Origin of the sequence: Serratia sp. CY52157 (genome assembly GCF_052168495.1) — a bacterium.
GTDB lineage: Bacteria > Pseudomonadota > Gammaproteobacteria > Enterobacterales > Enterobacteriaceae > Serratia > Serratia ureilytica.
The window spans coordinates 585861-599234 of record NZ_JBJNMO010000002.1 but is presented as its reverse complement, the minus strand read 5'-3'; the positions used below and the strand labels follow the sequence as shown (position 1 = coordinate 599234).

At 62.9% G+C, this 13374-nt stretch carries 16 protein-coding genes; 7 read left to right on the top strand and 9 right to left on the bottom strand.

The features are described 5' to 3' along the window. Positions 1-56: 56 nt before the first annotated feature. From ACJ8IP_RS12650 to ACJ8IP_RS12635, 4 genes are all read left to right on the top strand, one after another. The gene (locus ACJ8IP_RS12650) at positions 57-710 is read left to right on the top strand and encodes a helix-turn-helix transcriptional regulator (RefSeq protein WP_033642364.1); all 654 of its coding nucleotides are present in this window, start codon (positions 57-59) and stop codon (positions 708-710) included. A gap of 177 nt (positions 711-887) precedes the next feature. Beyond that, positions 888-1382, top strand: a complete 495-nt coding sequence (locus ACJ8IP_RS12645; RefSeq protein ID WP_033642363.1) for a DUF2878 domain-containing protein — start codon at positions 888-890, stop codon at positions 1380-1382. A gap of 108 nt (positions 1383-1490) precedes the next feature. Next, complete coding sequence (gene yedA / locus ACJ8IP_RS12640; protein WP_033650530.1) at positions 1491-2414, top strand: drug/metabolite exporter YedA; 924 nt, start codon at positions 1491-1493, stop codon at positions 2412-2414. A 103-nt stretch (positions 2415-2517) separates the two neighbouring features. Beyond that, positions 2518-2694, top strand: coding sequence for a hypothetical protein (locus tag ACJ8IP_RS12635; RefSeq protein ID WP_004939348.1), 177 nt, complete (start codon positions 2518-2520; stop codon positions 2692-2694). Here the strand turns inward: ACJ8IP_RS12635 and ACJ8IP_RS12630 are convergent. Then, positions 2682-3593, bottom strand: coding sequence for a LysR family transcriptional regulator (locus tag ACJ8IP_RS12630; RefSeq protein WP_033642361.1), 912 nt, complete (start codon positions 3591-3593; stop codon positions 2682-2684). The two genes, ACJ8IP_RS12635 and ACJ8IP_RS12630, sit on opposite strands and share 13 nt — an antisense overlap. Before the next feature lie 98 nt (positions 3594-3691). Here ACJ8IP_RS12630 and ACJ8IP_RS12625 point away from each other — a divergent pair, with 98 nt between their 5' ends. The 3 genes from ACJ8IP_RS12625 to ACJ8IP_RS12615 all read left to right on the top strand — a co-directional run bounded on the left by ACJ8IP_RS12625 (position 3692) and on the right by ACJ8IP_RS12615 (position 5262). Further along, positions 3692-4057 carry a DUF6516 family protein gene (locus ACJ8IP_RS12625; protein WP_004939355.1) on the top strand — a complete coding sequence of 122 codons (366 nt, stop codon included), beginning with the start codon at positions 3692-3694 and terminating at the stop codon, positions 4055-4057. Positions 4058-4059: 2 nt separating this feature from the next. Further along, positions 4060-4437, top strand: a complete 378-nt coding sequence (locus ACJ8IP_RS12620) for an HVO_A0114 family putative DNA-binding protein (protein WP_033638702.1) — start codon at positions 4060-4062, stop codon at positions 4435-4437. 105 nt (positions 4438-4542) lie between these two features. Next, positions 4543-5262 carry an SDR family oxidoreductase gene (locus ACJ8IP_RS12615; protein ID WP_164107242.1) on the top strand — a complete coding sequence of 240 codons (720 nt, stop codon included), beginning with the start codon at positions 4543-4545 and terminating at the stop codon, positions 5260-5262. Positions 5263-5268: 6 nt separating this feature from the next. Here ACJ8IP_RS12615 and ACJ8IP_RS12610 read toward each other — a convergent pair whose 3' ends face one another. The 8 genes from ACJ8IP_RS12610 to ACJ8IP_RS12575 all read right to left on the bottom strand — a co-directional run bounded on the left by ACJ8IP_RS12610 (position 5269) and on the right by ACJ8IP_RS12575 (position 13252). Next, positions 5269-6030, bottom strand: coding sequence for a phosphate/phosphite/phosphonate ABC transporter substrate-binding protein (locus ACJ8IP_RS12610; RefSeq protein ID WP_080273377.1), 762 nt, complete (start codon positions 6028-6030; stop codon positions 5269-5271). A gap of 28 nt (positions 6031-6058) precedes the next feature. After that, positions 6059-6832 carry an ABC transporter permease gene (locus tag ACJ8IP_RS12605; protein WP_046896907.1) on the bottom strand — a complete coding sequence of 258 codons (774 nt, stop codon included), beginning with the start codon at positions 6830-6832 and terminating at the stop codon, positions 6059-6061. Next, positions 6829-7764, bottom strand: coding sequence for an ABC transporter ATP-binding protein (locus ACJ8IP_RS12600; protein WP_047572208.1), 936 nt, complete (start codon positions 7762-7764; stop codon positions 6829-6831). The genes ACJ8IP_RS12605 and ACJ8IP_RS12600 overlap by 4 nt, the downstream gene beginning before the upstream one ends. Next, the gene (locus ACJ8IP_RS12595; RefSeq protein ID WP_072628081.1) at positions 7761-8921 is read right to left on the bottom strand and encodes an ABC transporter permease; all 1161 of its coding nucleotides are present in this window, start codon (positions 8919-8921) and stop codon (positions 7761-7763) included. Before ACJ8IP_RS12595 ends, ACJ8IP_RS12600 begins: the two co-directional genes overlap by 4 nt. 61 nt (positions 8922-8982) lie before the next feature. After that, positions 8983-9912 carry a glycine betaine ABC transporter substrate-binding protein OsmF gene (gene osmF, locus ACJ8IP_RS12590; RefSeq protein WP_089196769.1) on the bottom strand — a complete coding sequence of 310 codons (930 nt, stop codon included), beginning with the start codon at positions 9910-9912 and terminating at the stop codon, positions 8983-8985. Between the two features lie 13 nt (positions 9913-9925). Continuing rightward, a complete protein-coding gene (locus ACJ8IP_RS12585; protein ID WP_273974520.1) occupies positions 9926-10984 on the bottom strand; it encodes a fatty acid desaturase in 1059 nt (352 codons plus the stop codon). 940 nt (positions 10985-11924) lie between these two features. After that, entirely contained in the window at positions 11925-12299 is a 375-nt protein-coding gene (locus ACJ8IP_RS12580; RefSeq protein ID WP_047572209.1) for a cell envelope integrity TolA C-terminal domain-containing protein, read from the bottom strand. A gap of 41 nt (positions 12300-12340) precedes the next feature. After that, the gene (locus ACJ8IP_RS12575) at positions 12341-13252 is read right to left on the bottom strand and encodes a LysR substrate-binding domain-containing protein (protein WP_042783950.1); all 912 of its coding nucleotides are present in this window, start codon (positions 13250-13252) and stop codon (positions 12341-12343) included. Between the last annotated feature and the right edge of the window lie 122 nt (positions 13253-13374).

Below are 13374 nucleotides of genomic sequence, written 5' to 3'. Positions count from 1 at the left end.
TTGCGTTAAATTTAACAAGAGTTATCTTGGAATAAGTTAGGGCGAGGCGGAGAAATATGTCAAGAATAAACTTGGAAAATGGCGGCAGCACCGCACAATCGGTCAGTGACCGTTTGCTGACGCTATTGAAGACCCGCGGCCCGCAGCAAGCCTCAGACGCAGGAAAAGTGCTCGGCACCACCGGTGAAGCGGCCCGCCAGCAGTTCGTCAAGCTGGCGAAAGAGGGGCTGGTCGAAGCGATCGCGGAAACGCGCGGCGTGGGCCGCCCGGTGCAGCTGTGGCATTTGACTGCCGCCGGTAACGCACGCTTTCCGGACACCCATGCGGATCTGACGGTGCAGCTGCTGCGCACCGTGCGTGACAAGCTGGGTGAACAGGCGATCGACCTGCTGATCGAGACCCGTGAGCAGGAAAACCGCATCAACTACAAGCAGGCGATGATCGGCGCCACCGATCTGCGCGAACGCGTGGCGCGTCTCACCGAGATCCGCTGCCGCGAAGGGTATATGGCCGAATGGCGTCAGGAGGAAGACGGCGCCTATCTGCTGGTGGAAAACCACTGCCCGATCTGCGCCGCCGCCACCGTCTGCCAGGGCTTCTGCCGCGCTGAGCTGAGCATCTTCACCGAAGTGCTGCAGGCGCAGGTGGAGCGCGCCGAACACATTCTGGCCGGCTCTCGCCGCTGCGCCTACCGGATTTCTCTCTTGTAACACCGGTTTTTGCCCGCGTTTTCAACCGGTACAGATTATTCTGCTTGTGCACCCCGCACCTTCCCTTCTAAGGTTGAATTATCGAATATTCAGGCAAACAACGGGCCCCGCGCCCGTTCTGACACCTCCGTCGGCGCGCTGCGCACGGCGGCAGAGTAACCCCACGGGAGTTGAACGATGAAGAAGCCGCATGCCGGATTCTGGCTGGCGACGCTGGGGCTGGGCGTCTGCTGGCTGCTGGCGCTGCTGACTCGCGATCGGCTCAACGGCATACTGCTGGCCGGTGCGGCGCTGGCGCTGATCTTTACCCCCGCCGCCCGCCGCAAGGGCGCCGCCCTGGCCGCCTTGGGCGGCATCGGCATGGATGGTCTGTGGAGCTACAGCGGCGTGCTGCATTACAGCGGGCAACACGGCCTGCCGCTCTGGACCATCGCGCTGTGGATCGGCTTCGGCTGCTGGTGGTATTGGCTGTTGGACGTGGTCAGAGCGGCGCCCTGGCCGCTGGCGGTATTGGGCGCCGCCCTCGGCCCCTTCGCCTACGCCGTGTCCTGGAAACTGGACGCCCTGCTGCCCGGCATGCCGCCGGAGTTCATGCTGCTGCTGCTGGCCATCGGCTGGTCGATTTATCTGCCGGCCGTCAGTTGGCTGCAGTGGAAACAGCAAGGCCATTGAACGGCTTTCGGCTGCCGGAAAAATAATGCCGCAGGCCATTGCTTATCGGTTGCCCGATCGGGTTTACTGAGCGTTCTAATAATAATCATTCCCGCAAAATACAATCCTATGCTTAGCCAACAAAGCCGTAGCGTCCTGCCGTTGATCGGGGCGTTGTTCACGTTATATATCGTTTGGGGTTCCACCTATTTCGTCATTCGTCTGGGCGTCGAACAGTGGCCGCCGCTGATGATGGCCGGGATTCGCTTTCTGCTAGCCGGCATCGTGCTGTTCAGTTTCCTGGCCTGGCGCGGCCACGCGCTGCCGACGCCGAAGCAGTGGCTGGCCGCCGGCGCCATCGGCATTCTGCTGCTGGCGGTGGGCAACGGCCTGGTGACGGTGGCGGAACACCAACACGTGCCGTCCGGCATCGCGGCGGTGATGGTGGCGACGGTGCCGCTGTTCACCCTCTGCTTCAGCCTGTTGTGGGGCATGCGCAACACCAAGCTGGAATGGGCCGGCATCGCGCTCGGATTGGTGGGCATCGTGCTGCTTAATACCGGCAACAACCTGGTGGGCAATCCGACCGGCGCGCTGCTGATTTTGCTGGCGTCGGCCAGTTGGGCCTTCGGATCGGTGTTGGGATCGCGCATCTCGCTGCCGGCCGGGCCGATGGCCGGCGCGGCGGAGATGCTGGTCGCCGGCGTGGTGTTATTGGCAGCCAGCCAGCTGAGCGGCGAGCGCCTCGTTCAGATGCCGAGCACCGGCGGCTTTCTGGCGCTGGGCTATCTGATCGTCTTCGGTTCGATGCTGGCGATCAGCGCCTATATGTTCTTGTTGAAGAACGTGCGCCCGGCGGTCGCCACCAGCTATGCCTACGTCAACCCGGTAGTGGCGGTGCTGCTCGGCATCGGTTTTGCCGGTGAATCGCTGGCGCCGCGCGAGTGGCTGGCGCTGGTGATCATCGTGGCGGCGGTGGTGCTGGTGACGCTGGGAAAATACCTGTTCGCCCGCCCGGCCAACGTACAGGCCATCGACTGCGAACGGCGATGATCACAAAGGGCGGTCTGCGGGCCGCCGTTAAAAACGATTCTTGTTTCACCCGGCGAAGGGGCTATAATTCCCGCTGTTCCAAGCAACCTGCGAAATTATTCCTATGCTGAAAAAAGCGTTCGTCATCGTCATCGCCCTGTGCGCCTTCGGTTCTCTGGGCGGCGTATTCCTCGCCGGGCTGAACATCTACACCCGTTCCACCACCCCGCACGAAGAAAGCGCGCCTGCCGGGGATACCGCCGCCACGCCGGCGCAAACCGAAACCCTTCAGGCCAAGTGATCGTCCATCCAACGCTGGCAGCGCTGCTGTAAAAAGCGCTGCAGCTGCCTGACGCGTTCCGACACCTGCGAACGATGCGGGCAGACCAGATTGATCGGCACCGCGTCGCTGCGCCATTCCGGCAACAGTTGCACCAGCCGCCCGGCGTGAATGTCGGCCGCCACGTCGATCGCCGACTTGCGCACCACGCCGTGCCCCGCCAGCGCCCAGCGCCGCGCCACCTCGCCGTCATCGGTAAAATAGCTGCCGTTCAGCGGCACTTCGACCCCCTCCTCACCGCGCCACAGCCGCCATTCCACCTGCCGTTTGCCGCTGGGCTGATACACCAGAATGCTGTGCCGAACCAGATCGGCCGGCGTTTGCGGCGCGCCGTGACGCCGCAGGTAATCCGGGCTGGCGCAGATCAACCGCCGATGCTGCGGCAAGATCGGCAGCGCCACCAGCGAAGAGTCGGCCAGCGGCCCGAAGCGCAACGCCACATCCACCGGTTCGCGGAACAGGTCGGCCTGCCGATCGTTGATCAGAAGCTGCAGTTGAATATGCGGATGCTGCAGGCGGAACTCATCCAGCCAGCAGAGCAGCAAATTGCGGCCAAAATCCGACGGCGCGGAAATCTGCAGCACCCCGGACAGCCCCTGATGCTTCTCGCGGATCGCCTGCTCTCCTTCGGCTAACGCGCCCAGCGCCAGGCGCGCGCTGTCGAGATAGCGAGCCCCCTCCTCCGTCAACCTCAGGCTGCGGGTGGAACGCACCAGCAGCCGCGCGCCCAACTGCTGCTCCAGCCTTTTCACCGCAATGCTGGCCGCCGCCGGCGTCATATCCAGCGCGCGCGCCGCGGCGGAAAAACTGCCGCCGTCCACCGTGCGGACAAACACCTCGAGATCGACAAATGAGGTCATGTATTTCCCTTCTTAGAGAGCCGGATTCACGGCGTATCGGATTGACGATAAAACGCCCAACAGTTATGATTAGATCATAATAAATGGAGCTTTGATCAATGGATGAACACAACGGATTGGATTACATCCTTAGCCTGCATGGCACGCGGGTCAATCGTGAGGATGGCTATTGGTGGAAAATCGAGGCTTGGACGGTGACCCAAACGGCCTTTATCCCTCACGGCATCCGTTACAATTTGACCTTGCATGATAACCACAATACCCGGGTTTTTGGCATAGATAACGCGCATGCCATTAAAACACCCCGCAAAGGTAAATTTTCGGGCCGCGTCGTTTACGATCACCAACATGACTCCCCGACGGACAAAGGCTCACCCTACGAGTTTCATTCCGCCTATCAGTTGGTGGAAGATTTTTTTACCCGGATAGACGAAGTCATACGCAAGAGAGAAAACCGAGGTTGATGATGAAAGCACTGATTGGCGTGATGCCTGAAGAACTGATTCGCAAGCGCACACTGGCGATCGCAAAAGGGGAATACCAGCCACAGGAACGTGAGCCCAAAGTGTGGTTTACGTCGATGATTGCGCTGGCCCAGGTGCTCAGCAACGAGAATATTGCCCTGCTGCGTCTGATCGACACTGCCCGCCCCGAAACCATCAGCCAGTTGGCCGAACTGTCGGGGCGCCAGGTCAGCAATCTGTCCACCACGCTGAAAACGCTGAGCGGGCACGGCCTGGTGGCACTGGAAAAACAGGGGCGTTCAGTGAAACCCCGAGCGCTGTTTACCGATTTCGAAATCATCGTGGATCAGAAGCTAAACGCCCGCTTTAGCGCCGCATGATCTTTAAAAAATATTAATAAGAGTTTGTCAGCAAGGCCGATTGTTAGGTGATTTTCAATCAGGAAAGATAGATCCCGTTGAAACTTACTAAAAAGAGGCCTTAACATGACAATTCCTGACTCCCCCCTGAAACGACAAAAGCTGGTGATCCTGGGCGGCACCAGCGGCATTGGCGCCGCGGTGGCCTACGCAGCGGCGGCGCGCGGCGCTGAAGTGGTGCTGGCTTCGCGCCGCCTTCCCCACGCCGGGGAGAAAAACGACGCGCTCCATCTGATGCAGGCCGATCTGACCGATGAAGCGTCGCTGCATGCGCTGTTTGCCGCCGTCGGCGCTTTCGACCATCTGGTGATCACCGCCGGGCCGCTGGTGCAGGCGAAACCGCTGGCGGAGACTGCTTTTGAGCAGGCGCAGGCCGACTTCAACGTCAAATTCTGGGGCAGCTTGCGCGCGGTGCAGGCCGCGCTGCCGACGCTGGCGCCGCAGGGCTCCATCACCCTGACCTCCGGCCAGCTGTCGCGCAAATACCTCGGCGGTCAGTTGATCAAAACCGGCATCAATGCCGCGCTGGAAGCGGTCGGTAAACAGCTGGCGAAGGAACTGGCGCCGCGGCGGGTGAACGTGGTCAGCCCCGGCATCACCGCTACCGAAGCCTACGACGACATGGGCGCCGCGCAGCGTCAGGCGCTGTTCGAGCGCGTGAGCGTCAGTCTGCCGGTCGGCCGGATCGGCCAGGCGGCCGACGTCGCAGCGGGTTACCTGCTGGCGATGGAGAACGGTTTCGTCACCGGCAGCGTGATCGACATCGACGGCGGCGGCCTGCTGTAACGGCGGCTAGAGCGCCGTTACGCCCTGTGCGGCTGCCTGCTGCTCCAGCACGGTGATAATCTGATAAGCCGAGCGCGGCACCAGGCTGAAATCGCCGATCAGCAGGCGGTCGCTGACCGCCTCATCCAGCATCGCTCGGGCGCCGGCGCGCAGGATGTCCACCTGTTCCGGCGGCGTGCCGGCTGCGGTGATCAGCGGCAAACCCGGCACCGCCGCCGTGCGGCCGATGATTTTCAGCCCCTCCAGCGCCTGCGGCTGCGCGCGGCGCAGCAGCTCCATGCTGATGGAATCGATGGCGGCGATATCCGCCTGCCCGCTGCGGATCAGTTTCAGCGACTGGTAATGCGCCCCGGAGGCGATAGCCGCACCGAAGAATTTCCCATCCTGCGCCAGCGGCGCGATCAGCGCGCGCAAGCCGTTGTAGCCGGACTGGGAATCGGTGCTGTTATACGCCACCGTCCGGCCGCGAAAATCCGCCAGCCGTTCGCCGGAGTCGCCCGCGCGCACCACCAGCCAGCTGCGGTAATTAGGCCCGTCGCACCCTTCCACCCGATAATGATAGGTTCCGATCAGCTGCACCTGCGGCAGGCTGCTGACCAACGGATAACCACAGGTTTGGCTGAGCAAGAGATCCTCGCGCCGCCAATGCTGCGCCAAATCGTCCGGCCAACTGAGCCGTTCCGGCGCCGCCGGCAGCCCCAGCCGCAGCAGCTTGCCGCGCAAGACCTGCCAGAAAGCGTCGGCCTGCTCCCGGCCAACGCCGTACATCGGTAGAGACACCTGCATCATTTCCCCCTTACCCCGCCGGAGTGGCCGCCAGCGTCTGCTGACGCCAGGCGGTGAGATAACGCACCCAACGTTCGAACAGCATATCGGTGATAATAGCCAACAACGCCACAACCGCCGCGCCCTGGATCACATAGGCGGTGTTAAACCCGGTTAGGCCGATGATGATCGGCGAACCGAGCGTCTTGGTACCGACGGTGGAAGCGATGGCCGCCGTGCCGATGTTGATGATCACCGACGTGCGGATCCCGGCGACAATCACCGGCGCCGCCAGCGGCAGTTCAACCCGCCACAGTATTTGCCAGGCGCTCATCCCCACGCCGCGGGCGATCTCGCGCGTGGCGGGCGGCACCGATTCGATGCCCGCCAGCGTGCCCTGCAGGATCGGCAGCAAGCCGTACAGCACCAGCGCGATGATCGCCGGCTGCTCGCTGAAGCCCATCACCGGCACCGCCACCGCCAACACCGCCACCGGCGGGAAGGTCTGCCCCACCGCCACCACCGTTTCCAGCAGCGAACGAAACTCCCGGCCGCCGCGTCGGGTCACGGCGACGCCCGCCGCCACGCCGAGAGCCACCGCAATCAGGCTGGAGATCGCCACCAGCGACAGGTGCGCCCCCACCAGCGCGATAAAGCTGTCCTGCTGATAAATGGGCCGGTCCAGATCGGGGAACCAGGCGGCAAACAGACCGCGCAGATGATCCATGCCGAACACCAGCGCCAACAGCAGCGCCAGCGTCCAGGGCAGCGGATCGCGCAGCAGGCGCCAGAGACGCCCGCTCATGACAGCGCCTGCCCGGCGATCAGATCGTGGAAGTGCAGAACCCCCAACGCTTCGCCCCGTTCATCCACCACCGGCAGGCAGTCGCTGCCGCGCGCCACGAACACCGACAGCGCCTCGCGCAGGCTCATGGCAGCGGCGATCGGTTCGCCCCCGGCGACACCGGGCCGCACCCGCTCCGCCACCGTCCCCAGCGACAGCAGCTTGATGCCGCGATCGCTGCGCCCGAAGAAGTCACGCACGAAGTCGTTGGCCGGGGCGGTCAACAGCGTCAGCGGCGTGCCTTGTTGCACCACCCGCCCCTGATCGAGCAGCACCAGACGATCCGCCAGGCTCAACGCCTCGTCGATGTCGTGCGTCACCAGCACAATGGTACGGCCCGAGATCTGATGAATGCGCGCGATTTCCGCCTGCAGCGCCGCGCGGGTGACCGGATCCAACGCGCCGAACGGTTCGTCCATCAACAACACCTCGGGATCGGCGGCGAGCGCGCGCGCCACTCCGACCCGCTGCTGCTGCCCGCCGGAAAGCTGGTGCGGATAGCGGCGACGAAACAGATCCGGTTCCAGGTGCAGCAGCTCCAGCAACTCGGTAACCCGATCGCGAATGCGCGCGCGCGGCCATTTCAGCAGCTGCGGCACGGTGGCGATGTTCTCCTCCACCGTCCAATGTGGAAACAGGCCGATCGATTGGATCGCATAACCCATGCGCCGCCGCAGATCCTGCGGTTTAAACGACTGGATCTCTTCGCCGGCAAAGAGAATCTTGCCCCGATCGTGTTCGATCAGGCGGTTGATCATTTTTAACGTCGTGGACTTGCCGGAACCCGAGGTACCGATCAACACGGTGAATTCACCCTCGGCGATGTGCAGCGTGAGATCGTCCACCGCCGGCTTGCCCTGAAAAATTTTGCTAACTTGCTCAAAGTGAATCATCGGCGCGATACGTCCAGGATTGAAACCCAAAATTTAAACAGCGAATCGACGATGACCGCCATCATGACCACCGGGATCACCCCCAGCAGAACCAGATCCAGCGCGCTGCTGAGCAGCCCCTGAAACACGATGGCGCCAAAGCCGCCGGCGCCGATCAGCGCCGCCACCACCGCCATGCCGACGGTTTGCACCGCCAGGATGCGCACGCCGGTCAGAAACAGCGGCAACGCCAACGGCAGTTGCACGCGCAGGAAGATCTGCCCGCGCGTCAGCCCCATGCCGGTGGCGGATTCAATCACCCCGGCCGGCACGCTCTGCAGCCCCGCCACCACGCTGCGCACCAACGGCAACAGCGCGTACAGCACCAGCGCCACGATCGCCGGCGCCATGCCGATGCCGCTGACGCCGTGTTCCGCCAGCCAGGGCACCGCCGCCGCCAGCCCCGCCAGCGGCGCGATCAGCAGGCCGAACAGCGCGATGGAAGGCACGGTCTGGATAATGTTCAGCGCGGAGAAGATCGGCCTCTGCCAGCGCTCGGAGCGAAAACACAGCACCCCGAGCGGCACGCCGATCGCCAGCGCCGGCGCCATCGTCGCCAGCAGAATGGTCAGGTGCTGCAGCAGCGCGGCGTCAAACACCTCCTGGCGATTGTGATACTCCTTCAGCAGCGACAGCTGATCGAGCTGATGGCCGAACAGCAGCAGCGCCGGCGGCACCAGCACCAGCGCGTTGCCGAGCATTCGCCGCAGATGCGACGCGGTGAGGCGCGTCATGGCGTCGGCGGCGATCAGCAGGCTCAGCGCCATCGTCAGCCAGGCACCGCTGCCCCAAGAGGTGCGCGCCAGGCGCGATCCCTCCTGCGCCAGGCGTTCGGCGGCCTGTCCGCCGATCCAAAAGACCAGCGTCAGCACCCCGCAGGCGGCCAGCGCCGTCAACAGCGCACGCCCCCGCGTCGGCGGCAACAGGCTGAGGATCGCCAACGCCGCCAGCGGCAACAGCAGCCACAGCGCCGGGCCGTGCAACAGGGAGAATAAGGACAGGCTTTTACCCGACAGCAGACGATTGGGGGCATAACTGAGGAACGGCAGGCCGAAGGCGGCCAGCAGCAACAGCACGAACAGCGTTAACAACACGCGATGTTTTACGGCAATAGTCAAAGAAACTCTCCGGCGCCATCGGTTTTCCCCCTCTCCCGTAGCAAGAGGGGGCACCTCGGCGTTATCCCTTAACAAATCCTTTCTCTTTCAGGTAAGCGGCCGCCACCTGTTTGGCGTCCTGGCCTTCCACTGCGATCTGCGCGTTGAGCTTTTGCAGCGTCGGCCCGTCCAGCGAGGCGAACACCGGCTTCAGCAGTTCAGGCAGATTGGCGTGCGCTTTCAGCGCCGCTTCGCGCACGATCGGCGCCGGCGCGTAGATGGGTTGTACGCCTTTCGGGTCCGCCAGCGTCTGCAACCCCAGCGCCGCCACCGGGCCATCGGTGCCGTAGGCCATCGCCGCGTTGACGCCGGAGGTCTGCTCCGCCGCGGCCTTGATGGTCACCGCCGTGTCGCCGCCGGCCAATGACAGCAGCTGATCCTGATTCAGCTTGAAACCGTAGGCGTTCTGGAACGCCGGCAGCGCATCCGGCCGCTCGATAAACTCCGCCGAGGCCGCCAGCTTGAACTTGCCCCCGCCGTTGATCCACTTGCCGAGATCCGCCAGCGTTTTGAGATGGTTGGCGTCCGCCACGTCCTGCCGAATGGCGATAGTCCAGGTATTGTTGGCCGGCGCCGCGTCCAACCAGACGATTTTGTTTTTGTCGTAGTCGAGCTGCTTCACCTTCTCGAAGCCAGCCTGGGCGTTCTTCCATGCCGGATCTTTCTCATCGGAGAAGAAAAACGCGCCGTTGCCGGTGTACTCCGGGTAAATGTCGATCTCGCCGGAGGTGATGGCGCCGCGCAGCACCTTGGTGGTGCCGAGCTGCAGCTTGTTGGTGGTTTTGATGCCGTTGGCTTCCAGCACCTGCACGATGATGTTGCCGAGCAGCGAACCTTCGGTATCGATCTTGGAGCCGACGCGCACCGAGTCGGCCGCCTGCGCCAGGCCGCCGGTGGCCAGCAGAGCCAGCGCGACGGCAAAGGAACGTCCGCGTGATAAGGTGATTGCCATACTTTTCCTCTGGTTATATGTTTTCCGGCTCATGGGCCAGTTCGGTTGGAAAATCCTGAGAAACGCGCTTCCAGCGCGCAATAAATTTTTTCTTCGGCCGGGCACCGCGTTCCTCCCGCCGTTCGCCGGCGCTCAGCGGATGCACGCCGACGTCGATCGGCGTCAGCGCGTAATCGCGCAGCCACTCGCCGTAGCCTTGCGCGACAAATCCCTGGCTGCGGCGCTGATACGCTTCGCGTTCCGCCAGATAGACTTCGCGCAAACCATACCAGGGCAGGCCGGGCAGATCGTGATGCACTAAATGGTAGTTCAGATTGAGAAACAACAGCCGCCACGGCCAGCCCGCCTCATTAATAATAGAACGTGCCTGCGGTGCGTCCACGGCGCGATGCTCAAAAAACGATCTTACCTTGGTCAGCGCCAGCGCCGGATAGCTGATGGCCAACAGGTAAAACGCCGTACCGATACCCTGCGCCTGCAGCCAGTGCAGCAGCGCCGCCAACAACGACAGGTGCACCAGCCACATCGCCCATACGCGCCATGCGCCACCGGCAAGCGCCTTCACCGCCGCGGCCAGGGTCGCGGCGATATCCAGCGCCGGGCCGAGGAGCACCCGGCCGATCAGCGTATTGCGCACCGCGGCCAGCAGCGGCAACAGGCGGGGATAACGCCGCCACTGCGCGGCGCTGAAGTAGTAGCTTTCGGGATCTTCGTGCGGATCGGTCAGGTGTTCATTGCGATGGTGGCGCAGATGCGAATCGCGATACAGCCCATAGGGATACCACACCGCCAGCGGCAACAGGCCGAACAGCTGATTGACGCGCGGCCGGCGCGTCGGATGGCCGTGGATCAGCTCATGCTGCAGCGACATATACCCGGTGGTCAGCAGGATCAGCAGTGGCGCGCCAAGCCACGGGCCCAGCGCCTGCCAATAATGCGCCACGCCAAACCAGCCGCCGTACACCGCCGCCATGATCCCCCAGGTGGGCAGTTCCAGCCGCCAGTGCCAACGCTGATAAAGCCGCCGGATCCGGTCGCGTTGTTCGGGGTGCAAATAGTGGGCGTGGGGCATGCTGCGGCTCGCGGTTGGGGATTTTCCCCCAGTATCCGTGAGCCGCAGTGACGTTCAAAATAACGAAAATGGCAAAGCTAAGTGAAAATTCAGCGGGTTGCGTACGCGTCAAAGCGAAAAAACGGGCCGAGCAGGCGGTGATATCTGTCAGTTAAACCTGACTGGCATTTTTTATCCCATCTTTGTGTGTTTTGTGTAGCCTGAATTGCCGTAAATGTTCCGCATTTCTCTGTTACTACAATGAACGGCAATTGGAGGGGCCGAAGGCGCGGCCCCTCCACCCGCGCCTTCGCTTAACACCGTCTGTCCGCTACGCGGATACCCTCGCCGCGTCTGCATTGTCGGGCGGGTCGGCTACGACAAACGTCCCTGTTAGTCTCGCCTCAACCGGCCTTCCCTGGCCGGTTGCCCCTGACAACGCCGTCTTGCTCGGCAGCCGGTGATGCACGTCAAAGGTCAACACCCGAGCTGGCAGCTACCGGGCAACCCGTACTTTATGAGGTTATAGCAGAGAAGAGGAATCGGAGATGAGCACGGTATTGGACGCCCTTGAAGACGCCGAACGCAGGCATAGCGCATTAGGCGAAACCGCCATGGACGGCGGTTTCAGGTGAGACAGGCAGGGACGCCTGTCGCAACCGGCCTCAATGCGGTATGGCGGAGGGAGGACAAATCTGCCTGGAGCAGATTTGAACGCTGCTTGCAGCGGCCCCGAAGGGGCGAGGCCCAGGGATGGGCTGAGTAACGTTGGCAAAGCCAACCGTCTGATAGGGCAAAGGCGCGGGTTGCCAGGGGCCGCGCCTTTCGGCCCCTGGCTCGGTCGAGGTGCAGGAGCCTCATGATGCACCTCTCATTTATCGACCGAAAACGTCACGAGTACTTCAAAAAAACGCTAACTGACAAGCATTGACCGCGCAGGCAGCCCGTCGGTCACATCCCTTTAGGGAACGAAATCGAGCACCACGGCGTTGAACAATGCGTATTCAGTGGCGCTGGCCATCGGCGGAAACTGCGCGCGCTGCACCGCCGCGTTGGCCGCCGCGCACAGCGGCGCATCGCCTCTTACGATCTTGCTGCTCGCCAGTTTCCCGTCCGGCCGCAAACGGATGCTGATGGTGCAGCGTTGGCCGCGCGCGTGCTCCGGCAAACGCAGCTCGCGACTCACCGCGTTATGCACCCGCACCGGATAGCTGAGCGGCGCCGCAACCGGCGCCTCGGTCTGCGGCGACGGCAAGGGGGTGCCGGCCTGACGCCCGGCGCCCGCGCCGCAGCCGCTCAACAGTAACAGCGCCAACAGGCTTAGTGTCTTTTTCATTCCCTATGTCCTTATTGGGGATTAATCTTTATCGAGCGCCCTTACTGCGCCGCTGGGTAAGCCTCACCGTCATCTGCGTAACGCTGCAGCCGCTCGCGCCACCACTTGGCCGCCAGGCCGCTGGCGCTTTCCCGCCAGCCGAAGTAGGCGATGTCGCTGCAACGTTCCGATTCGACGCGTTTCGCCACCAGTTCGCCGCTGTTCAGGTAAGGTTCCGCCAAGGCGCGCGGCAGATAGCCGCAGCCCAGTCCGGCTAGCTGCGCCTGCAGTTTGGCGTCGAAGCCGAAGACTGTCAGCGTGTCTTGCTCTTCCAGCAGGTTCAGGCTCTGCGGCGCGTTGACGCGCGAGGTATCGCGCACCACCACCGCCCGGTGCTGACGGATCTCATCCTTCGGCAACGGTTCCGGCAGCGCGGCCAGCGGATGCTGCGGCGCGACGGCGAACACGTAATCCAGCTGCCCCAGGCGGCTGAACGCATAGCCCACCCGCGACGGCGGCTCGCAGATGGCGCCGATGATAATGTCGGCGCAGCCGTAAACCAGCGACTCCCAGGAGCCGGCCAGCACCTCGTGGCTGAAGCGCAGCCGGGTATGGTGATGCTGCCGGTAGAACTCTTCTATCAGCGGCAACAGGCGGGCAAACGGGAAGGAGGCGTCGATCCCGAGCGTGATCTCGCTTTCCCAGCCGTTTTCGACATAGCGCGCCTGCTGTTCCAGATCCTGCGCCGCGCGCAGCAGCACCCGCCCTTTTTCCAGCATCAGCTTGCCGGTATCGGTGAACTTCGCCCGATGGCCGGAGCGATCGAGCAGGGTGATGTCGAGATCGTTCTCGAGCTTTTGCACCATATAGCTCAGTGCCGAAGGGGTTTTAAACAGTGCGGCGGCCGCGGCGGCGAAAGATCCGTGCCGGTCCAGCGCGTCCAAAATCAGCAGCGCTTCCAGGTTTAATCTCATGTTTTCTCCCGTGTATAAAAAAACTCAACAAGTCGGCAAAAATTCTGCGGTATCTTTGAAATCGCCCTCTGCCTACCATGGGTTTTATCGGCGTTACACTCATCAGATGTTCAACCGAAATA